At 63.0% G+C, this 26,580-nt stretch carries 24 protein-coding genes; 10 read left to right on the forward strand and 14 right to left on the reverse strand.

Features of this window, described 5'->3' with window-relative positions; all coding sequences use genetic code 11:
• Positions 1-147, reverse strand: coding sequence for a hypothetical protein (locus tag GJ699_RS34115; RefSeq protein WP_195763474.1), 147 nt, complete (start codon positions 145-147; stop codon positions 1-3).
• A gap of 119 nt (positions 148-266) precedes the next feature.
• Between GJ699_RS34115 and GJ699_RS35270 the strand changes: the two genes are divergently transcribed.
• Positions 267-656, forward strand: a complete 390-nt coding sequence (locus GJ699_RS35270) for a polymorphic toxin type 43 domain-containing protein (protein WP_195763475.1) — start codon at positions 267-269, stop codon at positions 654-656.
• A complete protein-coding gene (locus tag GJ699_RS06540) occupies positions 653-1,132 on the forward strand; it encodes a hypothetical protein (RefSeq protein WP_154374335.1) in 480 nt (159 codons plus the stop codon). The genes GJ699_RS35270 and GJ699_RS06540 overlap by 4 nt, the downstream gene beginning before the upstream one ends.
• 24 nt (positions 1,133-1,156) lie before the next feature.
• Here GJ699_RS06540 and GJ699_RS06545 read toward each other — a convergent pair whose 3' ends face one another.
• Together GJ699_RS06545 and GJ699_RS06550 are read right to left on the reverse strand one after the other, a co-directional pair.
• Complete coding sequence (locus GJ699_RS06545; protein ID WP_154374337.1) at positions 1,157-2,749, reverse strand: tetratricopeptide repeat protein; 1,593 nt, start codon at positions 2,747-2,749, stop codon at positions 1,157-1,159.
• 44 nt (positions 2,750-2,793) lie between these two features.
• Positions 2,794-4,413, reverse strand: coding sequence for a methyl-accepting chemotaxis protein (locus tag GJ699_RS06550; RefSeq protein WP_154374339.1), 1,620 nt, complete (start codon positions 4,411-4,413; stop codon positions 2,794-2,796).
• A 207-nt stretch (positions 4,414-4,620) separates the two neighbouring features.
• Between GJ699_RS06550 and GJ699_RS06555 the strand changes: the two genes are divergently transcribed.
• From GJ699_RS06555 to GJ699_RS06570, 4 genes are read left to right on the forward strand one after another with little or no spacing between them, the layout of a single operon-like run.
• Complete coding sequence (locus GJ699_RS06555; RefSeq protein ID WP_154374340.1) at positions 4,621-5,823, forward strand: SpoIIE family protein phosphatase; 1,203 nt, start codon at positions 4,621-4,623, stop codon at positions 5,821-5,823.
• Positions 5,824-5,832: 9 nt separating this feature from the next.
• On the forward strand, positions 5,833-6,390 hold the full coding sequence (locus GJ699_RS06560; protein ID WP_154374342.1) for a SiaB family protein kinase: 558 nt from the start codon (positions 5,833-5,835) through the stop codon (positions 6,388-6,390).
• A gap of 19 nt (positions 6,391-6,409) precedes the next feature.
• On the forward strand, positions 6,410-6,796 hold the full coding sequence (locus GJ699_RS06565; RefSeq protein ID WP_154374344.1) for a DUF1987 domain-containing protein: 387 nt from the start codon (positions 6,410-6,412) through the stop codon (positions 6,794-6,796).
• An 8-nt stretch (positions 6,797-6,804) separates the two neighbouring features.
• Complete coding sequence (locus GJ699_RS06570; RefSeq protein ID WP_154375069.1) at positions 6,805-7,566, forward strand: GGDEF domain-containing protein; 762 nt, start codon at positions 6,805-6,807, stop codon at positions 7,564-7,566.
• Here GJ699_RS06570 and yjjJ read toward each other — a convergent pair.
• Together yjjJ and GJ699_RS06580 are read right to left on the reverse strand one after the other, a co-directional pair.
• A complete protein-coding gene (gene yjjJ, locus GJ699_RS06575; RefSeq protein WP_154374346.1) occupies positions 7,490-8,896 on the reverse strand; it encodes a type II toxin-antitoxin system HipA family toxin YjjJ in 1,407 nt (468 codons plus the stop codon). The two genes, GJ699_RS06570 and yjjJ, sit on opposite strands and share 77 nt — an antisense overlap.
• Positions 8,897-8,982: 86 nt before the next feature.
• Complete coding sequence (locus GJ699_RS06580) at positions 8,983-9,933, reverse strand: 2-hydroxyacid dehydrogenase (protein WP_154374348.1); 951 nt, start codon at positions 9,931-9,933, stop codon at positions 8,983-8,985.
• 126 nt (positions 9,934-10,059) lie between these two features.
• On the opposite strand from GJ699_RS06580, the gene GJ699_RS06585 reads away from it, so the two are divergent.
• Together GJ699_RS06585 and GJ699_RS06590 are read left to right on the forward strand one after the other, a co-directional pair.
• Positions 10,060-15,069: a hybrid sensor histidine kinase/response regulator gene (locus GJ699_RS06585; protein ID WP_229261976.1), complete on the forward strand. Its 5,010-nt coding sequence runs from the start codon at positions 10,060-10,062 to the stop codon at positions 15,067-15,069.
• 87 nt (positions 15,070-15,156) lie between these two features.
• Positions 15,157-15,402, forward strand: a complete 246-nt coding sequence (locus tag GJ699_RS06590) for an NHLP-related RiPP peptide (protein ID WP_154374352.1) — start codon at positions 15,157-15,159, stop codon at positions 15,400-15,402.
• A 50-nt stretch (positions 15,403-15,452) separates the two neighbouring features.
• Here GJ699_RS06590 and GJ699_RS06595 read toward each other — a convergent pair whose 3' ends face one another.
• The 9 genes from GJ699_RS06595 to cyoA all read right to left on the reverse strand — a co-directional run bounded on the left by GJ699_RS06595 (position 15,453) and on the right by cyoA (position 24,010).
• Positions 15,453-16,601: a putative peptide maturation dehydrogenase gene (locus GJ699_RS06595; protein ID WP_154374354.1), complete on the reverse strand. Its 1,149-nt coding sequence runs from the start codon at positions 16,599-16,601 to the stop codon at positions 15,453-15,455.
• A 128-nt stretch (positions 16,602-16,729) separates the two neighbouring features.
• Positions 16,730-17,311 carry a 2'-5' RNA ligase family protein gene (locus GJ699_RS06600; RefSeq protein ID WP_154374356.1) on the reverse strand — a complete coding sequence of 194 codons (582 nt, stop codon included), beginning with the start codon at positions 17,309-17,311 and terminating at the stop codon, positions 16,730-16,732.
• Positions 17,308-17,850, reverse strand: a complete 543-nt coding sequence (locus GJ699_RS06605; protein ID WP_154374358.1) for a response regulator transcription factor — start codon at positions 17,848-17,850, stop codon at positions 17,308-17,310. Before GJ699_RS06605 ends, GJ699_RS06600 begins: the two co-directional genes overlap by 4 nt.
• Complete coding sequence (locus tag GJ699_RS06610; RefSeq protein ID WP_154374360.1) at positions 17,847-19,220, reverse strand: ATP-binding protein; 1,374 nt, start codon at positions 19,218-19,220, stop codon at positions 17,847-17,849. Before GJ699_RS06610 ends, GJ699_RS06605 begins: the two co-directional genes overlap by 4 nt.
• Positions 19,198-19,986 carry an SURF1 family protein gene (locus GJ699_RS06615; protein ID WP_154374362.1) on the reverse strand — a complete coding sequence of 263 codons (789 nt, stop codon included), beginning with the start codon at positions 19,984-19,986 and terminating at the stop codon, positions 19,198-19,200. Before GJ699_RS06615 ends, GJ699_RS06610 begins: the two co-directional genes overlap by 23 nt.
• Positions 19,983-20,393, reverse strand: a complete 411-nt coding sequence (gene cyoD, locus GJ699_RS06620; protein WP_154374364.1) for a cytochrome o ubiquinol oxidase subunit IV — start codon at positions 20,391-20,393, stop codon at positions 19,983-19,985. Before cyoD ends, GJ699_RS06615 begins: the two co-directional genes overlap by 4 nt.
• Positions 20,390-21,019: a cytochrome o ubiquinol oxidase subunit III gene (gene cyoC, locus GJ699_RS06625; RefSeq protein WP_154374366.1), complete on the reverse strand. Its 630-nt coding sequence runs from the start codon at positions 21,017-21,019 to the stop codon at positions 20,390-20,392. Before cyoC ends, cyoD begins: the two co-directional genes overlap by 4 nt.
• Positions 21,012-23,012, reverse strand: a complete 2,001-nt coding sequence (gene cyoB, locus GJ699_RS06630; protein ID WP_154374368.1) for a cytochrome o ubiquinol oxidase subunit I — start codon at positions 23,010-23,012, stop codon at positions 21,012-21,014. The genes cyoC and cyoB overlap by 8 nt, the downstream gene beginning before the upstream one ends.
• A gap of 2 nt (positions 23,013-23,014) precedes the next feature.
• Positions 23,015-24,010, reverse strand: a complete 996-nt coding sequence (gene cyoA / locus GJ699_RS06635) for a ubiquinol oxidase subunit II (RefSeq protein ID WP_154374370.1) — start codon at positions 24,008-24,010, stop codon at positions 23,015-23,017.
• 133 nt (positions 24,011-24,143) lie between these two features.
• Between cyoA and GJ699_RS06640 the strand changes: the two genes are divergently transcribed.
• Entirely contained in the window at positions 24,144-25,496 is a 1,353-nt protein-coding gene (locus GJ699_RS06640; protein WP_154374372.1) for an MFS transporter, read from the forward strand.
• A 58-nt stretch (positions 25,497-25,554) separates the two neighbouring features.
• Positions 25,555-26,556, forward strand: a complete 1,002-nt coding sequence (locus GJ699_RS06645) for a diaminopimelate epimerase (RefSeq protein WP_154374374.1) — start codon at positions 25,555-25,557, stop codon at positions 26,554-26,556.
• Positions 26,557-26,580: the final 24 nt, after the last annotated feature.

A 26,580-nucleotide genomic window follows, 5' to 3' on the forward strand; every position in this document is an offset into this window, starting at 1 on the left:
TTACAGGCTTTTCAGCAGTCGCCAGCCCAGCTCCTCCCTTATACGTTCGGGCGTGGGTGGCGGCGTGTGTTCATCACGGCGCTGCTGCAAATGGCGGCGGACCGCTTCCTTGCTGGGATGTGTAGTTTGCGTGCGGGGTGGCTGCATGGCGGCCTCCTGAATCCAGATACGACCAGGCTATCTTCCGCTCTTCCCCCGCCCTTTGATACAGCGAACAGCCACACATTGGACAGCTTCCTTCTGCTTTGCCTGGCAAAGCGTTGTGCTTGCGTCAACGCACATCCGGCCCAGTAGCTGGCGTCATTGGAATTACAGACACCAGCTCCGTCGCGGCGCTGAAAAACTACTTTCCGCGCGGGGGAGTAGAATTTGTTTACGCGCCCAAAAACAACAGACTGGCAGCGGGAAAGCCTAGAAGGCATGTGCAGCTATGTGGATCAACACATCAGCAACTAGCGGCATCCATAAAGGCGACTCCAAACTCGGTACTGGTGGGAGGAACGCTTTCGCGAGATGCAACAGGAGCACTTTTGACTAGCGAACAAAGCGGTCACTATGGAGACAAATGGACACCAGTCATTCGTATTCAATTCACGATCTGGCTGATGGCTCGTACAGGCTTACCGGTAATTCACTACTACGAGGAACAGCCATGAAAGCACATTTCTTGCAACCACCGTTGCCCGATCAAGTATTTTTCTGGATATTTGAAAAAGACGAGCGGGTAATTGGCGTACATGAAACGCTCGGCTGGTGCACTCGACTCAGAAGCGAAACTCCCATTTATTTCGACACCGAAAGCAAATGCATGGTTCTCCTTATTTTGTTGGAGATCGAGTTCGCTGAGTTCAAAAAACACTTGGACACTGTCTGCGAAGCTGCACCGGAATATGCCGCCAGCATACAGCGGTTTCCGCTAGCACTGCTGCTGCGCCATGCGTTTCATAGTTCCGTGTCCGACTACTGGCCCGACAAGGCAATTGACTGGCTCGACGCTAATCCCGAAGTACAGCCACTCCTTCTGGCTGAGTTTGAACATTTGGTGAACAACAAGGCGATGTCTCAATCGCTGCGCCACCGCGCTCGCCGGATGTTCCGCAACTTGCAACGTACCGCTGAATTGACGACTTGAAGCTGGATGCCGTGTCCGGCATTGTCACACTGCGGGCAATGCAGCGAATAAGGCCCGTGCCTCCTCATTTTCCGGCTCGGAAGCCATCAGTTTCTCAAGCACAGTGCGCGCTGCGGGGAACTGGCCTAGCTGGTCGTAACAGGCTGCGATATTGAACATCGTGCCGCCATGCTCCCCATAGATCGCGACCGACCAGTCGAAGTAATGTAGCGCATGGCGATAATCGCCCACTTCATACAGCAGGCAACCAATATCGAAGGCAAGGTCGCGCTCCTCGCCCAAGGGGAAGTAGGCATCCCAGACCCGATCCAGCATCCGCTTCAGCTCCGCCACCTCGCCGGCGCTCAAGGTCGGCGCCAGCGCCGCCAGGCGTGGTATCGCCGCGCACAACTGATGGGCATCCGCGCGGGTCCAACGCAGATACGCCAGTATCTCGACAAACTGCATTTCCGGCATTTGCGGCTGCAAACATTTGGTCAACGTATAAAAGTCATCCGGCCCGCACACGGAAATCCGTTGCCGGTATGCCTGACAGGTGCGCACATGCTGCTGCGGTTGCGCCAGCATCAACAAAGCGATCACCGCGATGCTGCGATGCCGGTTTTCCGGCACCAGCGCCATCCCACCCTGCAATTCACTCCAGGCCACAAAAGCATGGTAGTTGACACTGAGCGAGAACGATCCGTGATGCGAGAGCTGTGGCGCCTCGGACAGCGCAACCGACTGCAAATCATGGGTGCCTTTATCTGCCGACAGCAACAGCATGCCGTGATGAGACAACGCTTGCAGACGTGTCAGACAACGCAGCGCGCATGCGGGGAACAGCATATGGGCTTCTGGCAACTGCTGCCGATAGCGGTCCAATAGCTCCTGCAACACCGGTTCGCTGTAGACGGCGGCCGTCAAGGGCACATAGTCGTAGCGAATATACAGTTGCCGCAACAAGCTTGCCACATCCACTTCCTGCGGCGGCTGCTTGGTCGCCAGCGAAATCAGACATTCCTGCATGACCTGATCGCGCAGGAAAAACAGATCCTGCGGCACGCCGTCGAACACATAATTCGCAATCACCACGATCGGATGCTGCAAAGTGCCGACCTCGATCAGCTCGTCGCTGCGCTGCAAATGCAAGCGATCGGAGTCCGTCACATCGAACAACGCACAATCCAGCAGACCGCTTTCAAACCACGGCTTGAAGCGTGGATGCAACTGCCAGGCATCCAGATTCGCCTGGGTAAAATCGGTCAGCACATAACAAAAGGCGGAAATGGGCGTCTCGTGGTCAGCACACAGTTGTTCCAGGCGCAGCAGGAAGTGAAACGCGAAACGGCCCGATCCCGCGCCCAGCTCCGCGATTACCATTGCCTGCTCGCTCGGCTGCAGGCGCTGCCGGTCCTGATAAAAGGCAAATACGATGTCCGCGTAGGTTTGCGCGATGGTCGGATTGCTGGTGACGTAGTGCGGCACTTCGCCAGATTGCCACGCGGCAGCGCCACGCTCGGCAAAGTAAGCGCGCTGCATGTCCCATAACTTCGAGCTGGAAAATGCCTGCCGTTGCTCCAGCAAATAGTATGCTGCCTCGCTCTCGTCAAACTGGCCTTGGGTCGCGTTATCCAATCGTCGCAGCCTCTCCCTGTTATTAGTTACGCTAACTATAACACTCAGGCCACGCGACGCAATTCTGAATTCGTGGCCATGGGCAGCGCCACTCGCACCGGCAGCGGCTGCACGCTGGCGGCATCCAGCTTGAAGGCGCCGACCAGTTCGGCCAACTCGCGCGCCTGCGCCTGCATCGCCGCTGCGGCCGCCGCCGCTTCCTCGACCAGTGCCGCGTTTTGCTGCGTCACGTCGTCCATCTCGCTGATCGCGCTGTTGACTTGTTCGATGCCGCGCTCCTGCTCCGCGCTGGCGGTGCTGATCGCGACGATGATGGCCGTGACTTTCTGCACGCTGGCCACGATCTCCTGCATGGTCGCGCCGGCCGTCTCGGCCAGCTCGCTACCGCTGGCCACCCGCTCGGCCGAATCGTTGATCAGCTTTTTGATTTCTTTCGCCGCCTCCGCCGAGCGCGACGCCAGGTTACGCACCTCACCCGCCACCACGGCAAAGCCACGCCCTTGTTCGCCGGCGCGGGCCGCCTCCACCGCCGCGTTCAAGGCCAGGATATTGGTCTGGAACGCGATGCCGTCGATCACGCTGGTGATGTCGACAATCCTGTGCGCATAGTCGTTAATGCTGGCCATGGTGCGCACCACCTCATCCACCACCGCGCCGCCCTTGCCCGCCACCTCGGACGCCGATATCGCCAGCTGATTCGCTTGCTGCGCATTGCCGCTGTTCTGACGCACCGCCATGGTCAGCTCATCCATGGCCGACGCGGTCTCTTCCAGCGCCCCGGCCTGATGCTCGGTGCGACGCGACAAATCCATATTGCCACTGGCGATCTCATGCGAGGCCGAGTCGATCGCCACCGCGCCATCGCGCACCCGGCCGACGGTATCGGCCAGCCGCGCCGTCATATGGCTGAGCGCATCGAATAACTGGCCGATCTCGTCACTACGGCCATGCGCGATCGCCACCCGCAGTTCGCCGCCGGCCACCTGTTCGGCCAAGGTCACCGCCTGCGTTAAAGGAAGCACGATGCTGCGCGTCAGCAACCATGCCAGCAGCGCGCCCAGCGCCAGTGTCGCCACGCTCAGTCCGATCAGCAAGGCGCGACTGCCAGCGTACTGGCTGGCCGAGCGTTCGGCCAAGGCCCTGGCCTGCGCCGTCTGATACGCCAGCAGCTGCTCCAGCGCGCCGCTGTAAGCCTTGAATACGCCCGGCCATTTGTTATCCAGCAGATCGCCCACTTCCTGCACCCGTCCCATGTCCTTGAATTTGAACAGTTCGCCGCGCATGGCCATGAAGGCCGCCTTGCGCGTCGCCACCGCAACTAGCAGCGCCGCTTCATCGCTGGATGCCGGCAACGCTGCCAGCTTGCGCTCGGTGTCGGCAGCCAGCTTGTCGCCCGCCGTCAGCTGCGCCTGGAAGATATCCGACACTTCCAGACTATCGCTGCGCCCGATCGACACCGCGCGCAAACCATTCAACTCGGTCACACCCAGCAGTTCCGAGGTCAGCTGCTGCCGCGCCAGCTTTTCATTGACCAGATTCGAGGCCGTATCGTTGGCCGACTGCAGCCGCCACAGCGACACGCCGGACATGCTCGCCATCACAAACAACAGGACGGCAAACGACGCCATCACGCGCATGCCGGTATTCAATTGAGGGAATTTCATCACGTTTCATCAGAGGAGTAAGTGTGCCCATGGCACGAATTCTCACCAATTTACACACCCAATGTGACGCCGATGTTACCGCAAGGCAATTTCGTCAACAGTAATTTCCTTCAGTCAAGATGTAATGAGGAGGTAACAATTGCCCGGTAGCATGCGGGGCTCAGTGTTGATAAAAGGTTCCCGGCCGTGGAGTTCAATGCCTCTCGTTTGCATCTGCCCCGTTTTCGTTTGTCCGTCGCCGCCGACCTGTGCGTGGAGACGATCTCGGTGCTGTCCGACACCACCAACTTTGCCGTGCTCGAACTGTTCACCGAGCGCCGCGACCTGATGAGCCTGCCGGTGATCGAGGCCGGCCACCCGATCGGCCTGATCAGCCGCAACATCTTCATGTCGCAGATGTCCAAGCCCTTCTACCACGAGCTGTACGGCAAGAAGAGCTGCATCGCCTTCATGGACAAGGAACCGCTGATCGTCGACGCCAATATGAGCATCGAGGCGCTGACCTTCCGCGCCGTCGAGTCCGGCGAAAAAGCACTGGCTGATGGATTTATCGTAACGCGTAACGGCGAGCTGGCCGGCGTCGGCTTCGGCCTGCAGCTGATGAACGTGGTGGCCAATATGCAGGCCGAAAAAAACCGCCAGATCATGCACAGCATCGACTACGCCAGCGTGATCCAGCGCTCGCTGCTGCGCCCCTCCAACCTGGCGCTGTCCGACGCGCTGGACGACGCCCATCTGGAATGGCAGCCGCGCGACGTCGTCGGCGGCGACTTCTATCACTTCGCCCGCTACGACGATGGCTGGTTCGCCGCGATTGCCGACTGCACCGGCCACGGTGTGCCGGGCGCCTTCATGACGCTGATCTCGTCGTCCACCCTGACCCAGGCCTTGCAGCAGCTTGGCCCACGCGATCCGGCCCGCCTGATCGCCGAAGTCAATCGCGGCGTCAAGGGCGTGCTGGGTCAGGTCGAAGGCCAGGGCGCCACCGAATCCAATGACGGCATGGACGCCGCCTTCCTGTGGTTCGACAACGCCAGCCGCCAGCTGCATTTCGCCGGTGCGAAACTGGCGCTGTTCCAGCTCGATCCCGAGCAGCAGGCGGTGCAGACCGTGGACGCCGAACGCATGGGCGTCGGCTATGTCGACACCCCAATGGACTACCAGTGGACCAACAAAATCATCCACATCCCCGACGGCAGCCTGATGTTCCTGACCACCGACGGTTTGATCGACCAGATCGGCGGCGCCAAGGACATCGCCTACGGCAAGCGCCGCATGCGCGACGTGCTGCTGGCGCAGCGCACCGAGTGCGCGCGCCACGTGTCGCAGGCGATGCTGGACGATTACCAAACGTGGCAAGGCGAACAGCCGCGCCGCGACGACCTCACCTTTTTCTGTTTCCGCCCCTGAGGAGCAATTTTGTTGTACGAAGAATTCAGCGATTTCTTTGACGTGGCCCGCAAGCGCCACATCATCTTTTTCTACGTGGGCTATTTCTCGCAGCACGTGGTGGCCGCCATTTCGGAGACCATCAAGGCCCGCCTGGACACGGCCGGCGCGGCCGGACCTACCCGGCGCCGCATCTTCTCGTCGTTTGTCGAAATGTCGCAGAACATCATGCACTATTCGTCCGACTCGCTGACGCCGGACTCACAGGCCGAGAACCAGATCCGCCGCGGCTCGTTCTGCATCGGCATGAAGGACGACAGCTTCTTCCTGCTGTGCGCCAATCCGGTCGACAGCGCCAACGTGGAGCGCATCCGCAACCGTCTCGATCCGCTGCATACCATGACCATGGAAGAGATCAAGTCGGCCTACAAGAAAGCGCTGCGCGACGACACCCCGACCGACAGCAAGGGCGCCGGCCTGGGCTTCCTGACCATGGCGCGCGATGCCAGCGAGCCGCTGGAATTCGAATTCGTCAAGGACACGCACAATCCGGACGCCACCATCTTCTGCATCAAAGCGATTATCTGAACCAATACCGAGAACGACCATGGAACCAATGTTTATCGCCGCTTCGCCCACTTCGCCGGAAATCGACTTCCGCTTCGACCAGCACACGCTGTCGATCAAGGGTGAATCGTATCCGGAGAACGCCGCCGCCTTTTACGGCCCGGTGATCGCCCGCGTCCAGGCTTACCTCGACAGCTGCAACGACGCCGCCATTACCGTCAACGTCTCGCTGGCCTACTTCAACAGCTCCAGCACCAAGATGCTGTTCACCTTCTTCGAGGCGTTGAACAACGCCGCCATGGCCGGCAACCAGGTGCGCCTGAACTGGTATCACGACGAGGACGACGACACCATCCTCGAATTCGGCCAGGAACTGCAGGACGATTTCGGCGCGCTCGACTTCCACGACCACGCAGTGAGCAACTGATGAATCCCATGGCCGACGCCGACCTGTTTGCGCTGGAAAGCGCGGCGCTGGCCAACGCCAGGGCCGCGCATGACGATCCGCGCGCCGACGCTCGCGCCGCGCTGGCCGACATGATCGTGCATTACGAGCGTCTGATGCGCGAAAGCCGTCGTTTGATCCGCCGCAGCGACCGCGCGGAACTGGACATGAATCAGATGAACCGCCAGTTGCACGAACTGGCCAAGGAACTGGAATACCGCGCCACCCACGATCCGCTCAGCGGTGCGCTGAACCGCGCCGCCGTCATCGACACGGCCAGCGCCTGCCTGCAGCACAGCGACATGGCGCTGATCGTGCTGGACATCGACCATTTCAAGTGGATCAACGACGATTTCGGCCATCCGGCCGGCGACGCCGTTATCAAAACTGTGGTCAGCTGCCTGCGCACGCTGCTGGGTGCAGATGCGGCGGTGGGCCGCGTCGGCGGCGAGGAATTCTCGGTGATCTGGCCCACCTCGGACCTGGAAGAAGCGCGCAGCGTCGCGCTGCGCATCTGCGACGCCATCGCCGACCAGGTGTTTGACGCGCCGATCGACCGCCAGATCACGGCCAGCGTCGGCGTCAGCTGGAACCCGCAAGGCACCAGTTTCGAACTGGCCTACAGCCGCGCCGACGAAGCGTTGTACGCCGCCAAACGCGCCGGCCGCAACTGCGTCAAGACCTACGCCCAGTTGCCGCTGCCGGTGACGCCACCACCAGCGTCCTCAGACGCTTCAACTCCCTGCCATTAGACTTGCACACGGCGCGGAAGGCGGCACTGATGCGCTCATCCGCCGCCGCCGCGCTCCAGAACAGCATCGCCGCATCGGCCGCCGCCAGCCAGTCCTCTTGTTCGGCCGGCAGTGGCAAGGCCGGCGCATATTCGCGCTGCGGCAGCTCAACGCCACGCACCGGCGCATACAGCATCGGCAGCATGTCGTAGGCCGGCGCCAGCGCCAGCGGTGGCTCGTCCGGCGCGCCGGGCACGAAAGCCAGGTTCCCCTCGTGCATATCGCTGTTGGCGATCAGGCGACCGAAATGGTACAGGCGATTGATGCGCGCGGCGGTATCGCTGCTGATGTAGCGCTCCGCCAGCAGCCGCGCGGCGACCCGGCTCCAATTTTCGCCAGCCATGCCAAACAAGGCCGCATCCAGCGCGGCCCAGCTGCACAGCGCGGAACGACCGAATTCGCCGTGGCGATCAAACCGCAGCACCTCAAGAAAGGTGCGCTGATCCGCGTTGCAGATGCGGCTGCGCGCCGCCGCCAATCCCAGCTCGGCACCGATGGTTTCCAGCGCCAGATGCTCGCATACCAGCAGGTCGGACCAGCGCTGCACGCCCGGCGTGCGATCATTTCCCGAGAATTTGACGATGACGTGCGCGCCCTCGCCTTCATGCACGCGCCAGGCGGTAAATTTGGGGAACTCGCCGCCGGCCGAGGAACCAGCGTCGCCGGCTTGCATCGCTGTCGCGGCCAGTTGGGGATAATCGGCTTCGCTCAGCTGCGCGTGGCCGCTCCGCAGCGTCTCCAGGTGGCGGCGGTACGCGGCCTCGCCGATGATGTAATTACCGGCGCTGTCGTGCCCCAGCTGCGCCAGCATGTAGAGCACATCGTCCTCCGGCCACTTTTGCGGATCAGGTCCGACTTGCAGCAACGTGGCGTAGTTGCGGGCGAAATTCCGGCCGAGGAAACCTTGCGGCCGCATGTCGTCCAGCGGATACGGCAGGCCGGGGAACCAGCCATCGCGCATCTCGGGCGCCAGCGGCCATTCAAGCGCTTGCTCGTAGCGCAGCGCGCAACCGGCGGGATAGATCGGGTCCAGCAGCGCGATTTGCTCGCCACGCCCGGCCGCGTCGATGCGGTACACCGGAAGCGACGCGCCGTTGCCGCGCAGCGGACGGCGCGCCGCATAGCTGGTGCGGCGGGCGGCGCCGCGCACCACCACCTGATCGCCCAACTCGCGCACCATGCGCATCATGGTGGCACGGCTGAGCGTGGGCCTGCCTTTCTGCAAGCGCTGAAGCAGCTCGGCGCCGGAAATCACCCGCGCCAGCCGGAGTATCTGCAATATGTCCGCCATATGAAACGTTCTATGAAACGATTCTAATGGAAGAAATATAGCATATTCAATACCTTATATGCACATCACACATAAGCTTGAAACGATTATTTTACCGGTGTAAGCAGCGGCTGACCGGCAAAATGGGCACGCAGATTGTTCACGACAAGTTGTCCCATGGCGTGTCGGGTTTCGACCGTCAGGCTACCGATGTGCGGCGTCAGCACCACATTTTCCAGCTCACGCAAGGCCACCGGCACACGCGGCTCATCGGCAAACACGTCCAGCGCGGCCATGCCCAGCGTGCGGTCGCGCAGCGCGGCGATCAGCGCTTCCTCATCCACCAGCGAGCCACGCGCGATATTGACCAGGGTGCCGGTCTGGCCCAGCGCCTGCAGCACCTCGGCATTGACCGCGTGCCGCGTGGCCGGGCTGCCCGGCGCGGCGATCACCAGGTAGTCGCTGGCCTCGGCCAATGCCAGCAGCGAGTCCGCGCGCGGCACCGGCGTGCCTTCAATGGCACGCGGCTGGAAGTAGCGCACTTCCATGCCAAACGCCTGCGCCCGCGCCGCAATCGCCTGGCCGATGCGGCCAAAGCCAAAGATGCCGCACACTTTGCCCGCCAGCGCGCGCGCCGGCGCCACCGGCTTGCCGGCTTCCCAGCCGCCGGTACGCACATAAAAGTCCATCGCCGGCAAACGGCGCGCGGCCGACAGCAGCAACAGCATGGCCACATCAGCTACGTCATCGGTCAGCACGCCCGGCGTGTTGGTAACCGCGATGCCGCGCGCGCGGGTGGCGTCCAGGTCCACCGCGTCGGTACCGATGCCGTTGACGGCGACGATTTCCACCTTGGGCAGTTGCGCCAGCAGCGCCGCGTTGATGCCGATCGCGCCGGTGGTCACCACCGCGCGCACTTCAGCGGCCACGCCCTGCAGCCACTGCGCCTGCTGGTCGCGTGGCTGCTGCCACAGATGGTGACAATCGAATTGCTGCTCCAGCTGTGCCATCACATCGGCCGACGGACTGGCCGCCAACACCAATACTTCAGGTTTCATATCCGTACCTACTCTTGTTTGCATGTGGCGATTGTACAAGCGCACGGCAAAACGCGTCGGCAAGCATGGACTTTCGGTCAGCATTTCCGTATGCTTGAACTATCCTTTAGAGGAGTGTGCCCTGATTTGAACGATCACGCCCCCATCCGGCATGCGCTGCGCGCCGCAGCGCAGCTATTGGCCATCCTGGCCGCCTGCCTTACCCTGTGCAGCACCGCCCTCGCCGGCCCGGAACGGTGGGACCAGTTGGCCACGCCCCTGTTCGAGCATCTGGGCCTGGAACAGGGCTTGCCGCATCCGGTGGGCATGGCGTTGGCGCAGGATAGCGACGGCTATATCTGGATCGGCACCCAGAGCGGGCTGGCGCGCTGGGACGGCTATCGCGTGCGCAGCTTCCACTACAACGCCGCCGACGCCAGCAGCCTGCCGGGTGACTTCATCCAGGTGCTGCACGTCGACAGCGCCGGCCGCCTGTGGATCGGCACCGCCGCCGCCGGCCTGGCCATGTACGACAAAACCAGTGAACACTTCATCCGTCCCGCCGATGAGCTGACGCGCGGCCAGATCAGCGCCATCGCCAGCGACAGCAAAGGCAATCTGTGGATCGGCACCCCGGGCGGCCTCAAATACTACGACACCGTCCACAAGACCATCCGCCGCTACAGCCACGAGGACACGCCCGGCCTGCCCGACAACCAGATCCGCGCGCTGCTGATGGACCGCAATGGTTCGCTGTGGATCGGCAGCGCCACCGGCCTGGCGCGCAAGGACGCCAACGGCACCATCGTCACCATCCCGATCAGCGGCGGCGGTGCCGGCTGGAGCGACACCGTGCTGGCGCTGGGCGAAAATAGCCGCGGCCAGATCGCCTTCGGCACGCTGAAGAGCGGCATCGGCATCGTCGAACCGCTGGCCGACAGCGGCCGCCTGGTCAGCCTCAAAGGGGTCAAGGACGCCGAGGCCAACATGATACTGGCGGTTACCGAGACCGTGCCCGGCATCTGGTGGGCCAGCACGTATGGCGGCGGCGTGATCGAATACCGCACCGCCGCGCCGCACAGCACCCGCATCCTGCACCAGCCGGCGGTCTCGTTCAGCCTCAGTCACGACCGCACCGCCGCCCTGCTGCGCGACCGCAGCGGCATGATCTGGATTACCACCGAGCGCGGTGTCGATGTCTATGACCCGCACAGCGAAGCGATCGACTCGGTGTTCGGCGCCGAGGGCGCGCAGGAAGCCGGCGTTTCGGCGCTGATGACCGACAGTCGCGGCGAAGTCTGGATCGGCCTGGCCGACCAGGGCATCGACATCGTGCCCGCCAACGGCGCGCGCCGCGCCGCGCTGCGCCCCGATCCGCACAAGCCCGACACCGCCCTGCCCAATCGCGTGGTGCTGGCGCTGGCCGAGGCGGAACCGGGCGAAGCCTGGATCGGCACCCAGCTTGGCCTGTATCACACCAGCGCCAATGGCGGCACGGTGCGGCGCGTGCCGCTGCCGCAGGGGAATCCGTATCCGCGCGTCGGCACCATCCTGGCCCGCAAGGGCGAGCTGTGGCTGGGCACCTTCGACGGCCTGCTGCGCTACACCCCGGCCACTGGTTCCGTCCTGCGCTACGTGCAGGGCGGCCAGGAAGGCGGCGGCCTGACCGACAACCGCATCCACGCCGTGGTGCCGGACGCCGACGGCGCGCTGTGGGTGGCCACCCGCAACGGCTTGAACCGACTCGATCCGGAGAGCGGCAAGGTGGAACAGATCAAGGCCAATCCCGCCAAGCCGGATGCGCTATCGGAAGACATCATCAGCTCCCTGGTGATCGACCGGCGCGGCCGGCTGTGGGTCGGCACCTACGGCGGTGGCATCTGCGTGATGACCGGGCGCGACGCGCTGGGCGAACCGGTGTTCGAACGGATCGGCACCAATGCCGGACTATCGGCCGGCACCATTATGTCGCTGCAATCGGATCCATCTGGCCGGGTCTGGGCCGCCACCGCCGACAGCATCGCCGTGATCGACTCGGCCACGCTGCGCGCGCGGGCGCTGTCGCGCGCCGATGGCCTGGCCTTCCGCACCTTCTTCATCGGCGCCAGCACCGTCACCGCCGAACGCGATCTGGTGTTCGGCGCCACCTCCGGCATGGCGGTGGTCTATCCGGGCCGGTTGAACGACTGGGCCTACCGCCCGCCGCTGGCGATCAGCGCCGTGCGTCTGGATCAGCGCACGCTGACACCGGCCGACCTGGCCGACAAAAACGGCCCGCTACTGACCTTGCAGCCGGGCGAGCAAGGCTTTGAAGTGGAACTGGCGGCACTCGACTACTCGGCGCCGCAGCGCAACCGCTACGCCTACATGCTGGAAGGCTTCGACCAGCGCTGGAACGAAGTGGACGCCAGCCGCCGCATCGTCAGCTATGGCCACCTGCCGCCCGGCGCCTACGTGCTGCGCATGCGCGGCAGTAACCGCGACGGCGTCTGGAACGCGGAAGAACGCACGATGCGGGTGCTGGTGCTGCCGTCCTGGCACGAAACCTGGTGGGCCTGGTTCGGCTATTTCCTGATCTGCTGCGTGCTGGCGTGGGCGCTGGTGCGCTGGCGTCTGCGCCATCTGCACCGCAAAGGCGAAGCGCTGCAGGCGCTGGTGTATTCGCGCACCCAGCACCTGGAAAAACTCAACGCCATCATCAAATCGATCAACGAGCAAATCGACTTCGACGCCCTGCTGCACACCATCCTGCACGAATCGACCATCATCAAGGGCATCGATTCAGCGTTGGCGCTGGTGCGCGAGGAAGGCGCCGACACCCTCAGCCTGCGCGCGGCCTGGGGCCGCATCGACGCCGCCGCCGACGCCTACCGCATCGACCTGCGCCAGGCCGAATTGCGCTACGCCCCGGCCGACAGCTCGATCGCGCCGGACATCTTCGAAGTACATCACCCGGACTCGCTGCCGGGCGACGTTTGCGCGCTGCTGTCGGTGCGGGTGGTGATCGATGGCCAGGTCGAGGGCTATCTGATCTTTGAAAACTACCAGTACCAGGCGGTGTTCGAAGCCAGCGACCTGGATTTGCTGAAGGCGCTGAAAGAGCCCTTCGTCTCAGCCTACCAGAAAGCGCGCGCGATGCGCATGATCGAGCAGGCGCGCGCCAACGCCGAAGCAGCCACCCGTGCCAAGAGCGATTTCCTGGCCAATATCAGCCACGAGATCCGCACCCCGATGAACGCCATCCTCGGCTTCGCCGGCCTGGGCACCCACCTCGACCTGCCGGCGCAGCCGCTGGACTACTTCCGCAAGATCAGCCGCGCCGGCCAAAGCCTGCTACAGATCATCAACGACGTGCTGGACTTCTCCAAGATCGAATCCGGCAAGCTGGAACTGGAAGCCCTGCCGTTCGAACTGCCGGACACGCTGAACCAGATCGCCGACCTGTTCGCGTGGCGCGCCGCCGAACGCGGACTGGAACTGGTGATCTGGGCCGCGCCCGACGTGCCCTCCAATCTGCTGGGCGACCCGCTGCGGCTGGGGCAAATCCTGGTCAACCTGGTGGGCAACGCGCTCAAATTCACCGCGCGCGGCCACATCGAACTGCGTGTCGAACTGGCTGACAGCGGCCGCGCCGTCAGCGCCAGCCAGCCGCTGGTGCTGCGTTTCACGGTCGAAGACAGTGGGCTCGGCATCAGCCAGGAACAGCAGGCGCGCCTGTTCCAGGCATTCGCCCAGGCCGACGCCAGCACCACCCGCCTGTATGGCGGCACCGGACTGGGTCTGGCCATCTCGCAGCAACTGGTGCGCAAGATGGGCGGCGAGATCAAGGTCGACAGCGAACCAGGCATCGGCAGCAGCTTCAGTTTCACCGTCCATCTGCAAGCCGCCGCCGACCAGACGCCGCGTCTGCCGCCGGTGCCGGCCGCCGCCCAGAACAAGCGCGTGCTGGTGGTCGACGATTGCGAAGCCACCCGTCACACACTGAAGATCCAGCTCAACGCTCTGGGACTGAAAGCGCGCGCCGTTGCTTCGGGCGCGGCCGCCGTCGCCGCCATGCAGCTCGATCGTTACGATGTGCTGCTGATCGACGCCGACATGCCGGATCTGGACGGCATCGAGACCCTGCGCCGCATCGCCGAAGATCCCGAACTGGCGACGGTGCCGGCGGTGCTGATGGTGACCGCCTACGCGCGCGAACATAACAAAGAGACCGCCGAGCAAACCCGCGTCATGCCCTTCCTCGACAAACCAGCACACCCGCAACTGCTGCGCAACGCTGTACTGGCCGGGCTGGGGCTGGAGGCCAGCCAGCCGATCGACGCCATCGTCGCGCCGCCGTCGGTGGCCACGGCGCGCATCCGTGGCGCCCATGTGCTGGTGGTGGACGACAACGCCATCAACCAGCAAGTGGCCAGCGAAATCCTGCAGCGCGCCGGGGTGCGCGCCGATGTCGCCAGCAGCGGCGAGGAAGCGGCGCGCATGGTCAACGCCAACCAGTACGACGCGGTGCTGATGGATATCCAGATGCCGGACATGGACGGTTACCAGGCCACCGCGCTGATTCGCGCCGACGAGCGCCACGCCGGCCTGCCCATCATCGCCATGACCGCGCACGCCATCGCCGGCTACCGCGAACGCTGCCTGGACATGGACATGAACGACTACGTCACCAAGCCGATCGATCCGGACACGCTGTACGCGGTGCTGGCAACCTGGGTCAAGCCGGACCTGAGCCGGGCCGCGCCGGAGGGCGTGCCGGCGGCGCCGCGTCCGGCGGCGGTACCGGCCACGCCGCGCCCCGGTATCAATGTCGATGAGGCGATGGAACGGCTGGGCGGCCACGGCGCGCTGCTATCGCAATTGCTGGGTCTGTTCGCGCATGACTTTGAAGCCAGTTTGCAACAGATTCAACATGCAATCGACTCCGGCGAACTGCTGCATGCGGCCGAACTGGTGCACCGCATTCGCGGCGCGGCGGGTAATCTCTCTGCCAACGAACTTTTCAAAACATCAAGTGTGCTGGAAGATCGGCTCAGAGCGGAGGCGGTGTCCATGGCAGATTTGCTGCACGCCTTCGTTGTCACGTTCGAAGTGGTGATGCGCAGCGCTCAGCAGGAAGCCGAACAGCGCGAGGCGGAAGCGGCCCAGACTTCATAGTAAGACAATAGTGACAAAATGACTTGAGATCGTATCGTGCATGGCCTAGCATGCAATGGTGTTCATTCCACATTGAAAGGGCTAGACATGGCGCCACAAGATCTCGATTTGCTGCTCTCCAAACTGGCGGGTGACGACAGCTTCCGCCAGGGTTTCCTGCACGATCCGCAACACGCCCTGAGCGGTCTGGGCGTACGCCTCGACGCCAACCAGATTCCGGCCGCGCGCTGCCTGCCATCGAAAGAAGTGATCGCCGCCAGCCGCCACGCCATCAAAGCCAAAGTGGACAGCGCCGCCGGCGCCATCCCATTCTTCCTGTCCGGTCGGCGCTAAGCGCACTCCTCCCCGGACGTCCGCCCGGACCCGCGAAGGTCCGGGCTTTTTTATGGTTCGTAGCGCATCTCCACCGTATCCTGCGCGCCCGAGGCCGGGCCGCAGCCGCATACCGCCACCACCATATCCTTGAGTGGGTCCAGGCCCAGCGCCTGCTCGATATCAACCTCGTTGATGGCGGCTGTCACAAACGCCGGCATGCCGGCCTCGCTGGCCAACAGATAAAACGTTTGCGACAAGTGGCCGGCGTCCAGCAGCAGCGCGCGGTAAGCCTTGGCGTGATTGCGGTACTTCCAGAAATTGCGCTCCACCCGCGTCACCAGTATCACCAGCAGCGGCGCCGGCACAAACCAATCCTGATCCGCCACCATGCGTAGCGCCAGCTCTTCGGTTTGCGCCGTCGACATCAACGTCAGCGGCTCCAACGAATGCTGTACCGGCTGATAGTGATACAGACCGGGCGCCAGCCCTTCGACCCGCTGCGCCAGCACATAGGCCTCGGTTGGATGCAGACCGCCGGCGGAGGGACTGAGCTTCTTCAGCACAAAAGCATCCGGCGCCATCTCATGCTGACCCTGCGCGCCGAAAGCGCGTTGCAGCAGGCGTGAAGCGGTGGCCAGCGGCAGCACCGCGAGTGGATCGAAATTGCGGCCGGTGTAGCGCTGGAACAGCGTCGCATCGAGCGGCGCCTGCGGCGGCAATGGCAGCGCAATCGCCTGCCCATCATCGCGCCGATTAATGGTGGGCGCCGGTGGCGAGCCGTAATGCTCCACCAGCTCATCAAAACTAGGGAACTGCATGCCCTTATCGACGCGCATATCGGCCCAGCGGCTGAACATATGCGCGGTGGCCGACAACGGCCGCCAATGCTGCGAGCGCAGCACCTCATCGCGCTCGCGCAGCGCGGCAAACTCAGGCGCATCCGACACCAGCAGACCCGAAGCCAGCAAACTGTCGACCAGCTCCGCGCCAAACCTCGCCTCATACTCCGCCCGCTCGCGCCACAGCGTCAAGCTCATGCCACCAAGCGCCGCCAGCGCAGTGGCATCCAGCACCACCTCGCGCCCCAGATGCGGCGCCAGCGCGACCCATTCCAGCGACGCGCCAATAGCGCCCTGTCCCGCGAACAGCGCCGCCCAATCCACATCCAGATCCTCACGCGGCTCCAGAAACAGCACAGCACAACGCCTGACAAGCATGACGCCTCCCGCAAAAACACCATTCTAACCGGCCTCAAACCGGGGTCAATCCTCCCAAAGCTACACGGGCTCTACCGTAGCGTTCCGCTACGGTAGAGCCCGTGTAGCTTTGGGAGGATTGACCCCGGTTACAAAGCCCAGCGCGCGAGGATGGTGTAGGGGCGGCCTTGGCCGATATGGCTGTGCAGGAGGATCAGCTCGCGCACGGTCCATTCGATGGGGGCGACTGCCTGCGGGGCGGCGGTGACGTCGTCGTACAGTAGCGTGAGGTGTGGCGTGTAGCTGGCAGGATTGCCGCTGATGCCGGCTTTGAGCAGCGCGCTGGCCAGGTTGCGGTAGAGCGCGGTCACGCCGACCACGCCTTCGCCGCCGGTCAGCACGAAGGGACGATTGCGGGCGCGGTTGATGAAGGTTTGGGCGGTGTCGAAGCTGGCCACGAACGGCTGCGTGGCGGCGGCCACCAGCGCGGCGGCCTGCGAGGCGCGCGCGATCAAGGCGTCGGGCATGCCGGCGAAGTCGCCCAGGTTGCACAATGTGCAGTGCAGCTTGGCGTCGGCGGTGGCGCGGCCGCTCATGCCGTGTTGCGCTTTCAGCTGGGCGGTCAGGGCGCGCAGCTCGGCGATGGCGCCGGCATCCGGCGCGACGGCGAAGAAGATGCGGTCGGTCGGCGTCGGCGGCGCTTCGAAGTCAAACAGTGATCCCTGGCTCATTTGACGCGCTGCTTTTCCAGTTTGCGCGCCAGCGTGCGCCGGTGCATGCCGAGCCGGCGCGCGGCTTCGGAGATGTTGAAGTCGGTCTCGGCCAGCACGGCGTGGATGTGTTCCCACTCCAGCGTCTTGACCGAGGTGGCGCGCGTGGTCAGCTCCAATTCGGCCGCGCCGGCCACGTGTTCGAACGCGGCTTCGATGTCGTCGGTATTCGACGGCTTGGCCAGGTACTGGCAGGCGCCCAGCTTGATCGCTTCCACCGCCGTGTTGATGCTGGCGAAGCCGGTCAGCACCACGATCAGCATCTCGGGATCATGCTCGTGCAGCATCTGCACGCAGGCCAGGCCGGACGAGTTGCCCTTCAGTTTGAGGTCGACCACGGCGTAGCCCGGCGAGTGCTCGACCAGCAGCGCGCTGGCCTCGTCGACGTTTTCCGCCAGCAGCACCTGGTAGCCGCGCCGTTCGAACGAGCGCCCCAGTGTGCGCGCAAACGCTGCGTCGTCTTCGACCAGCAGCAGCACGCGTTCTTCTTCTGTACTCATGTTGTCTGTTGTTCCGATTTGATTTCGATCGCCGACAAGGGCAGCGTCAGTCGCACCATCGCCCCGCCTTCCGGACGGTTGGTGGCGGTCACCTCCCCGCCCAGCGTGCGCGCCACGTTCACCACCAGGAACAGCCCCAGTCCGCCGCCGGGACGGCCCTTGCTGGAGTTGTAAGGTTTGCCGAACTGCGACAGTATAGACGCTGCGAAGCCGCTGCCCTGGTCGGTCACCTGCAATATCAGCATGTCGCCTTGCAGGCTGGCTTCCATTCGCATCCACTGCGGCGACGCTTCCAGCGCATTATCCAGCACATTGCAGATCATTTGCTTGAGCGTGGAATCGGACACCACCGGATGATCCGGCGTGATGCGGTTATCGAACTCAAAGTCCAGCACCGGCCGCCCAACGCGCCATTCCGCCACCAGTTCATCCAGGAAGGTGTTGATGGTGGTGGCGGCCGACGATTCGCCGCGCGCCTCGCCGGCCGACATCAGGATGCCGCTGACGATGGCCTTGCAGCGCTTGAGCTGGGTCTGCATCTCGCCGATTTCCTCCAGCAGCACCGGGTTGCCCTTGAATTCGGGCATGCGCTTCCAGTCGCCCAGAATCACCGCCAGCGTCGCCAGCGGCGTGCCCAGTTCATGCGCCGCGCCCGAGGCCAGCAAGCCCATCCGCACGATGTGCTCCTCCTCGGCCGCGCGCTGCCGCAAGTCCGACAGCGCGGCCGCGCCGCTGCGCATGTTCTGCATGATGCGCGTGATGAAGATCACCAGCAGCGCCGCGTCCAGAATAAAGCACAGCAGCATGCCCTGCACGTACAGGCTGAAGATGCCCAGCGCGTGGTCCTGCGGCAGCGGCAGCGGTTCCGAGAACAGCGCCAGCCCGGCGATGCACATGCCGGTGACGATCACGATGGTCCAGGTCGACCAGGCTTCCAGCAACACCGCGCCCAGAATCACGTGCAGCAGATACAGGAATACAAACGGATTGGTGGCGCCACCGGTCAGGTACAGCTGCGCCGTCAGGATCGCGATGTCCACCGTCAGCGCCAGCAGCAGTTCGCTGTTGGACACCACCTGGTTTTCCTGCCAGCGCAAGATGCTGGCGACGTTGAACGCGATCAGGCAGGCCAGCATGTTCAGCATGGCCGGCATCGGCAGCTGCACGCCCAGCAGGATGGAGGCGGTGGCGATGGTGGTGATCTGGCCGATCACGGCGATCCAGCGCAGCTGGATCAGCTGCTGCATGTTCTTGTGGCCGGCCGCGTGGCTGATATTGCTGGCGGAAGCGTTGGCCGCCGCCAGCGGCTCGACCACCGGCAGCGGCGTGCGGCTGCCGTCGTAGGGATTAGGTTTTCTGTTTGCGCGCATCTCGAACGACCCAGACTACCGCGGCGGCCACCATCAGGGCCAGCGCGTACCAGGTGATAGCATAAACCAAGTGGTTGTTGACGAAGGAAATCACCGTCAGGCCGCCCGCCGGCTGCTCGCCCGCCACCGGTCCGGCCGCTTTGGCGCTGGCTTGGTCGGCGTCGACAAAGTACGGCGCCACCGCCGGCAAACCACGCGCCGTGGCGATCGCCGCCAGATCGCGGGTGTACCAGTAATTGCGCGCCGGATCGTTCTGACGCAGCCGTCCGGCCACCTCGTTCACGCGCAGCAGACCGGTGAAGCTGACCGTCGGCCCCTGCGCGCCACGGCACGCATCGGCTGCGGCCATCGGCGGCGCCGGCTGCGGTTTCCAGCCACCGACGCCGGCCGGCACGAAGCCGCGATTGATCATCACAATGCCGCCGTCCGGCGTACACAACGGCGTCAACACCCAGTAGCCAATGCCGCGGTCCAGCGACGCCAGCACCTGGGTGGTGGAAGCGTCCAGCAGCACGCCGCTGAGCTGCACGCGGCGGTACTCATCCGCGTCCGTGCTCAGCTGCGGCCATTGCGCCACCGACGGCGCCGGCACCGGCCCTGCATGCACGCGCCGGTCGACACGTTCGATCAGCGCCAGTTTCCATTGCAGCCTGAAGATTTGCCACGTCCCTAAAGCAAAAAACCCCGCGAACATCACCCCGGCCGCGAGGGCCAGGATGACGCGCAGGGCGCGGGGACGTTGGCGCTTGATTGCGCCCGTCATCATTGCATGTCTTGCATGTTATGAACGTCGTTACCCATCGAAGGCATCATGTTGATGTTCATGTGGTACATGACCCAGATCGAGCCAGCCAGCACAATCACCAGCAGCACCAGCGTGAACACGGTCGACAGCATCGACCAGCCGCCTTCCGCTTTGCCATTCATGTGCAGGAAGTAGATCATGTGGACCACTACCTGGATCGCGGCGAAGCCGAGGATGACGATGGCGGTGGTGCTCGATTTGTCGAACACCTTGTGCATCACCAGCCAGAACGGAATCGCGGTCAGGATCACGGACAGGATGAAACCGATCGCGTAGTCCTTCAGGCTGCCGTGGTGGCCGTCGCCGCCGTGACCGTGGTCATCATGACCGTGGTGGTCGTGCTCAGAGTGGTTATGTGGTGCGCTCATGGCAGGACTCCCATCAGATAGACAAAGGTGAAGACGCCGATCCAGATCACGTCCAGGAAGTGCCAGAACATCGACAGGCACATCAGGCGACGGTTGTTTTCAGGCGTCAGGCCGTGCTTGGCCAGCTGGAAGCACAGGGTCACCAGCCAGATCGAGCCGAAGGTCACGTGCAGACCGTGGGTGCCGACCAGCGCGAAGAACGAGCTCAGGAACGCGCTGCGTTGCGGACCCGCGCCTTCGTGGATCAGGTGCAGGAACTCGTCCAGCTCCAGGTACAGGAAGCACAGGCCAAACGCGCCGGTGATCAGCAGCCAGATGATGGTGGCCTTCAGGTTCTTGCGCTGCGAGGCGATCATGGCGAAGCCATAGGTGATCGACGACAGCAGCAGGAACGCGGTGTTCAACGCCACGGTCGGCAGGTCGAACAGCTCGGCGCCGGTCGGACCGCCCGCATAGCTGCGGCCCAGCACGGCGTAGGAGGCGAACAGGCCGGCGAACAGCAGGCAGTCGCTCATCAGGTAAATCCAGAAGCCCAGCAGCGTGCCGTTCTCAGGATGGTGGTGGTGCACGTAGTAACGCGCACTTGGATCGGCGCTCACGGCGCCGTTAGCGTGAATATCAGACATGGCTTTCCAGCAAACGAGTATGCGCTTCTTCGGTACGATTCACTTCATCGGCTTTGATGTAGTAGTCGCGCTTGTAGTTAAAGGTGTGGATGATGATCGCTGCCAGCATCAGCACGAAGGCCGCTACCGCAGGCAACCACATCTGCCAGATCATGGCGAAGCCAAAGCCGCCCGCCAGTGCCGAGATGATGAAGCCGGCAGCGGTGTTTTTCGGCATGTGGATGTCCACGAAGCCTTTCAGCGGACGCTGATACTTGTTGGCTTTCATGTCGGCCCAGCTATCGTTGTCGTACACCACCGGGGTGAACGCGAAGTTGTAGTCTGGCGGTGGCGACGAGGTGGCCCACTCCAGGGTACGGCCGTTCCATGGGTCGCCGTCGACGTCACGCAGCTTGGCGCGGTCTTTGATACTGATCGCGATTTGCAGCAGGAAGGCGCCGATACCGGCAGCGATGATCAGCGCGCCAACGGCGGCGACGATGAAGTAGATCTGCAGCGATGGATCGTCAAAGTGGTTCATGCGACGGGTCACGCCCATGAAGCCCATGATGTACAGCGGGGTGAAGGCGACCCAGAAGCCGACCAGCCAGCACCAGAACGATACTTTGCCCCAGAATTCGTTCAGCTTGAAGCCGAAGGCTTTAGGGAACCAGTAGTTGATACCGGCGAAGATACCGAACACCACGCCACCGATAATCACGTTGTGGAAGTGGGCGATCAGGAACAGCGAGTTGTGCAGCACGAAGTCGGCTGGCGGAACAGCCAGCATCACGCCGGTCATACCACCGATCGAGAAGGTCAGCATGAAGCCCACGGTCCACAGCATCGGCACGGTGAAGCGAATGCGGCCTTTGTACATGGTGAACAGCCAGTTGAAGATCTTGGCGCCAGTCGGGATCGAGATGATCATGGTGGTGATGCCGAAGAACGAGTTCACACTTGCGCCGGAGCCCATGGTGAAGAAGTGGTGCAGCCATACCAGGTAGGACAGCACGGTAATCACGACGGTCGCGTACACCATCGAGGTGTAGCCGAACAGACGCTTGCCGGAGAAGGTCGAAACCACTTCTGAGAAGATGCCGAACACTGGCAGCACCAGGATGTAGACCTCAGGGTGACCCCAGATCCAGATCAGGTTGACGTACAGCATCGGGTTACCACCCAGTTCGGTGGTGAAGAAGTTGAAGCCGGCGATACGGTCCAGCGACAGCAGTGCCAGGGTGATGGTCAGTATCGGGAAGGTCGCGACGATCAGGGCGTTGGTGCACAGCGCGGTCCAGGTGAACACAGGCATTTTCATCATCGACATGCCAGGCGCGCGCATCTTGATGATGGTGGCCAGCAGGTTGACGCCAGATAATGTTGTGCCGACACCGGCCACCTGCAGCGACCAGATGTAGTAATCGACCCCGACGTCAGGCGAGGCGGCGATGCCCGACAGCGGCGGGAACGCCAGCCAGCCGGTTTTACCGAATTCACCGATGAACAGCGACAGCATCACCAGCACGGCGCCGAAGGTGGTCATCCAGAACGAGAAGTTGTTCAGGAATGGGAACGAAACGTCACGCGCGCCGATTTGCAGCGGCACCACGTAGTTCATCAGACCGGTCACGAATGGCATCGCGACGAAGAAGATCATGATGGTACCGTGGGCGGTGAACACCTGGTCGTAGTGGTGCGGCGGCAGGAAGCCCGGATTATCACCGAAAGCCAGCGCCTGGTGCGCACGCATCATCAGCGCGTCGGCAAAGCCGCGCAACAGCATGACGATACCCAGCACCATGTACATGATGCCGATTTTCTTGTGGTCGATCGAGGTGGCCCAGTTGCGCCAGAACGGACCCCACAAGCGGAATTTAAACATCAGGGCGAGGAAGGCGAGACCGCCTAAGGCCACACCGGCGAAGGTGCCGATCAGGATGGGCTCGTGGTATGGAATTGCTTCCAGCGACAGCCGTCCAAAGATCAGATTGGTGAGATTCAGATCAGACATGGTCATTCTTTACGGGTAGGTTGAGCAGTGGCGGCGACGGTCGGCTCGCACACGTCTTTCGGCAGGTTTTTAACCGCTGCCGCTGCCTTCATGCGCGAGGCATCCTGGTGCATCTGGGTGTTGATGCAAACCGTGCCTTCGGCCACGCAACGGTTCAGGATCAGGTCGTACAGCCCCTTGTCCACGGTACCGAAGTGCATGATCGGGTGTTTGATGGTCGGTTTGTCCAGCGCCTGGAACTCGGTGCGGGTCAGCGCACTGGTGTCGGCCTTGGTCTTGGCTACCCAGGCGTCGAAGTCGGACTGCGACACGCCGTGGTACTTGAACTTCATGTCGGAGAAACCGGCGCCGCTGTAGTTGGCCGAGAAGCCGTCATACACGCCTACCTTGTTCATCACGGCGTTCAGCTGCGTTTCCATGCCAGGCATGGTGTAGACCATACCGGCCAGCGCAGGGATGTAGAACGCGTTCATGACACTGGTCGAGGTCATGTGGAAGCGCACCGGCACATCGATCGGGGTCACCAGTTCATTGACAGTGGCAACGCCCTGCTCTGGGTAGATGAACATCCATTTCCAGTCCATCGCCACCACTTGCACTTCCAGTGGTTTGACGCCGGCGGCGATCGGACGGTTTTCGTCGATGCGGCTGAGCGGACGATACGGGTCCAGCAAGTGGGTGTAGATCCAGGTGATCAGGCCCAGCACGATGATGATCAGCAGCGGAGCGCCCCAGATCAGCAGTTCGAGCTTGGTAGAGTGGTCCCAGTCCGGCTTGTATTCGGCGGCGGTATTTGACTTTCTATAGCGCCAAGCGAACAGACAGATCAGGAACATGACAGGTACGATAATCAACAGCATCAACAAGGTTGACACAACAACAAGGTGTGCCTGTTGCGCTGCGATATCCCCGGACGGATTCAGCACGACCGTATCGCAGCCAGCGAGCCACAATAACGGTGCGAGGAGCAATCCACGACGAACGATAGGAGGAATCATGCGGTAATGTACGTTACAGAATATTGGGAACATGCTACTGTACTCACTAAGGACCGATCTTGCCATTGGACACTTTGTCCTACCCGGTGAGACAGGCCCGGTGATAACAATTACTTAATGAGACAAAGAGACTATGGCTAATCCGACTTCCATCGATGGCGTCCATGTCGACGTCCACGAACATCCTCAAACAAGCCCCGGCGCACGCGGTATTAATGCCCGGGATGCCGATATCTCTCCCGGAGAAATAGCAATTGGCGTGGTGATCGGGCGCGCCTCAGAGTATTTCGACTTCTTTGTCTACGCCATCGCTTCCGCCTTGGTCTTCCCGTCGGTCTTCTTCCCGTACGACAGCCGACTTGACGGGACACTATACGCTTTTGCCATTTTTGCGCTTGCCTTTGTTGCACGACCGATCGCAAGTGTCGCATTTATGGCAGTTCAGCATCATTTCACCCGAGAAGTAAAACTAACCCTGGCGCTACTGATTATGGGCGTTTCCACCGCCGGTATCGCCTTCCTTCCGGACTATGCCAGCCTGGGCACATGGTCGATCGTCATCCTGTCCATATTACGGATCGGGCAAGGCGTGGCCCAGGGTGGCTCGTGGGATGGCTTGCCGTCGCTGCTGGCGCTGAACGCGCCCGAAAACAAGCGCGGCTGGTATGCGGCGATCGGGCAACTAGGTGCGCCGATCGGCTTCATCATCGCCGCCGGCCTGTTCGCCTACATGCTGACCAACCTGTCGCAGCTGGACTTCCTCGACTGGGGCTGGCGCTATCCGTTCTACGTGGCGTTTGCCATCAACGTGGTGGCGCTGTTCGCCCGCCTGCGGCTGGTGACCACGCATGAATACTCGCACTTGCTGGACGAGCACCAGCTGGACCCGGTGCCGGTGGGCGAGCTGATGAGCACTCAGGCCCGCAACGTCATCATCGGCGCCCTCGCCGCCCTGGCCAGCTACGCGCTGTTCCACCTGGTGACGGTGTTCCCGCTGTCGTGGATATCGTTGACCTCGCAGCGTTCGCTGGCCGGCTTCCTGCAAGTGCAGATGGTGGGCGCGGTGCTGATGACGATTGGCATCATCATTTCCGGCTTTGTGGCCGACCGCTACGGCCGCCGCCGCACGCTGGGCACGCTGGCGACGATGATCGGTATCTTCAGCCTGTTCGCGCACTTCCTGATCGGGCTGAATGAAACCGGCCAGGACGCGTTCATCCTGATCGGCTTTGCTTTGCTGGGGCTGTCGTACGGTCAGGCCGCCGGCGCGGTCACCGCCAACTTCCCGCAACGCTACCGCTACACTGGCGCGGCGCTGACCTCGGACTTCGCCTGGCTGGTGGGCGCCGGCTTCGCGCCACTGGTGGCGCTGGGCGTGGCCTCCAACTTCGGCCTGGCCTATGTTGGCGTCTACCTGTTGTCCGGCGCCGCCAGCTCACTGGCCGCGCTGAGCATCAACCGCGCATGGAATATCCGCGATAATTAAGCTTTAAAACTGCTGCACGCCCGGCCGGCCAACGCGCCGCCGGGCGTTTTCCTTTCCGATGATCCAGCAAGACTACGACGCACGCGGCAACATCTACACCGTCATCTCCCCGCAGCAGCTGCAAGATCTCGGCATTTCCATCCCCATGCAAGCCGCGTCGGCCGCGCAACAACGGCGCTCATGGTCGTCGCAGGCGGTTGAACTTTTGTGCAGTTGGCCGGACGGCGTGGTACCGGCCGGCGCCAAGCCGCACCGTACCGATGGGCTGCTGATCGGCCCCTTCCAGTCCGTTGCGCCATTCGATGTCCTGATCGTCAATACCGACGGTTCGCTGGCAGAACGCAGCGGCAACGGCCTGACCATCTTCGCGCAATCGCTGGTGGACCGCGCCATCGCGCCGCCGGGCGCCTATCTGTTGCAAGTTCACCACGATAGCCGCGCCCTGCCGTCGCCATTGCCGACGCCGGTGACGGCCGGCGCGCATGAAGGCCAATCCGGCTGGTGGCTGACGCTGGGCGAACCGAGTTTCGGCCCCAAGGCGGTGGCCGCCGATTTGTCGCATATCGTGGAGAACGCCTTTAACGGCAAGGCAACCAGCCGCGTGCCGCGACTTGCCCGCTTGCATCCATCGTGGGGAAACAGCCAATTTGTACGAATCGGCAATCCGCACTGCGTCACCCTGTTGCGCGATCACAACGACCTGCCAAGCTTTGCTGCGCTGCATGAAAATTCCCTGCTGGAACCGCTAACCCTGGCGGCTTTTCCGGCCCCGCCCGGCCTCGGCGCCGGCGATCCCTGCCCGGCCGGCGTCAACCTGCAGTGGGTCGCGCTGGCCGGCGAACAACATCTGCTGGCGCGGGTCTTTGAACGCGGCGAAGGACCGACCGCCTCCTCCGGCACCAGCGCCAGCGCGGTGGCCAGCGCCGCGTGGCGGGTCGGCCTGGTCCAAGCCGGCATCGTCCGCGTCGAAATGCCCGGGGGCACCGCGCCAATACAGCTAACCGAATCCGACAGCGGCCTGCAAGTCGCCCTGTTCGGCACCGCCGCCCGCACCGTCTGAGAAACTGCCCCGCACGTTATCGCT

Origin of the sequence: Duganella guangzhouensis (genome assembly GCF_009674535.1) — a bacterium.
GTDB classification, from domain to species: Bacteria; Pseudomonadota; Gammaproteobacteria; order Burkholderiales; family Burkholderiaceae_D; genus Rugamonas; species Rugamonas guangzhouensis.

Excerpts from the sequence above, each read along its gene's own strand:
- GJ699_RS06595 (WP_154374354.1), bottom strand. The coding sequence starts at position 16,601 with ATGCTTGTCAGGCGTTGTGCTGTGCTGTTTCTGGAGCCGCGTGAGGAT.
- GJ699_RS06615 (WP_154374362.1), bottom strand. The coding sequence starts at position 19,986 with ATGATGACGGGCGCAATCAAGCGCCAACGTCCCCGCGCCCTGCGCGTC.
- GJ699_RS06645 (WP_154374374.1), top strand. The coding sequence starts at position 25,555 with ATGATCCAGCAAGACTACGACGCACGCGGCAACATCTACACCGTCATC.
- GJ699_RS06570 (WP_154375069.1), top strand. The coding sequence starts at position 6,805 with ATGGCCGACGCCGACCTGTTTGCGCTGGAAAGCGCGGCGCTGGCCAAC.
- GJ699_RS06580 (WP_154374348.1), bottom strand. The coding sequence starts at position 9,933 with ATGAAACCTGAAGTATTGGTGTTGGCGGCCAGTCCGTCGGCCGATGTG.
- cyoC (WP_154374366.1), bottom strand. The coding sequence starts at position 21,019 with ATGTCTGATATTCACGCTAACGGCGCCGTGAGCGCCGATCCAAGTGCG.
- cyoB (WP_154374368.1), bottom strand. The coding sequence starts at position 23,012 with ATGTCTGATCTGAATCTCACCAATCTGATCTTTGGACGGCTGTCGCTG.
- GJ699_RS34115 (WP_195763474.1), bottom strand. The coding sequence starts at position 147 with ATGCAGCCACCCCGCACGCAAACTACACATCCCAGCAAGGAAGCGGTC.
- GJ699_RS06550 (WP_154374339.1), bottom strand. The coding sequence starts at position 4,413 with ATGAAATTCCCTCAATTGAATACCGGCATGCGCGTGATGGCGTCGTTT.
- GJ699_RS06610 (WP_154374360.1), bottom strand. The coding sequence starts at position 19,220 with ATGCGCGCAAACAGAAAACCTAATCCCTACGACGGCAGCCGCACGCCG.
- cyoD (WP_154374364.1), bottom strand. The coding sequence starts at position 20,393 with ATGAGCGCACCACATAACCACTCTGAGCACGACCACCACGGTCATGAT.
- GJ699_RS06590 (WP_154374352.1), top strand. The coding sequence starts at position 15,157 with ATGGCGCCACAAGATCTCGATTTGCTGCTCTCCAAACTGGCGGGTGAC.
- cyoA (WP_154374370.1), bottom strand. The coding sequence starts at position 24,010 with ATGATTCCTCCTATCGTTCGTCGTGGATTGCTCCTCGCACCGTTATTG.
- GJ699_RS06640 (WP_154374372.1), top strand. The coding sequence starts at position 24,144 with ATGGCTAATCCGACTTCCATCGATGGCGTCCATGTCGACGTCCACGAA.
- GJ699_RS06540 (WP_154374335.1), top strand. The coding sequence starts at position 653 with ATGAAAGCACATTTCTTGCAACCACCGTTGCCCGATCAAGTATTTTTC.
- GJ699_RS06600 (WP_154374356.1), bottom strand. The coding sequence starts at position 17,311 with ATGAGCCAGGGATCACTGTTTGACTTCGAAGCGCCGCCGACGCCGACC.
- GJ699_RS06565 (WP_154374344.1), top strand. The coding sequence starts at position 6,410 with ATGGAACCAATGTTTATCGCCGCTTCGCCCACTTCGCCGGAAATCGAC.
- yjjJ (WP_154374346.1), bottom strand. The coding sequence starts at position 8,896 with ATGGCGGACATATTGCAGATACTCCGGCTGGCGCGGGTGATTTCCGGC.
- GJ699_RS06605 (WP_154374358.1), bottom strand. The coding sequence starts at position 17,850 with ATGAGTACAGAAGAAGAACGCGTGCTGCTGCTGGTCGAAGACGACGCA.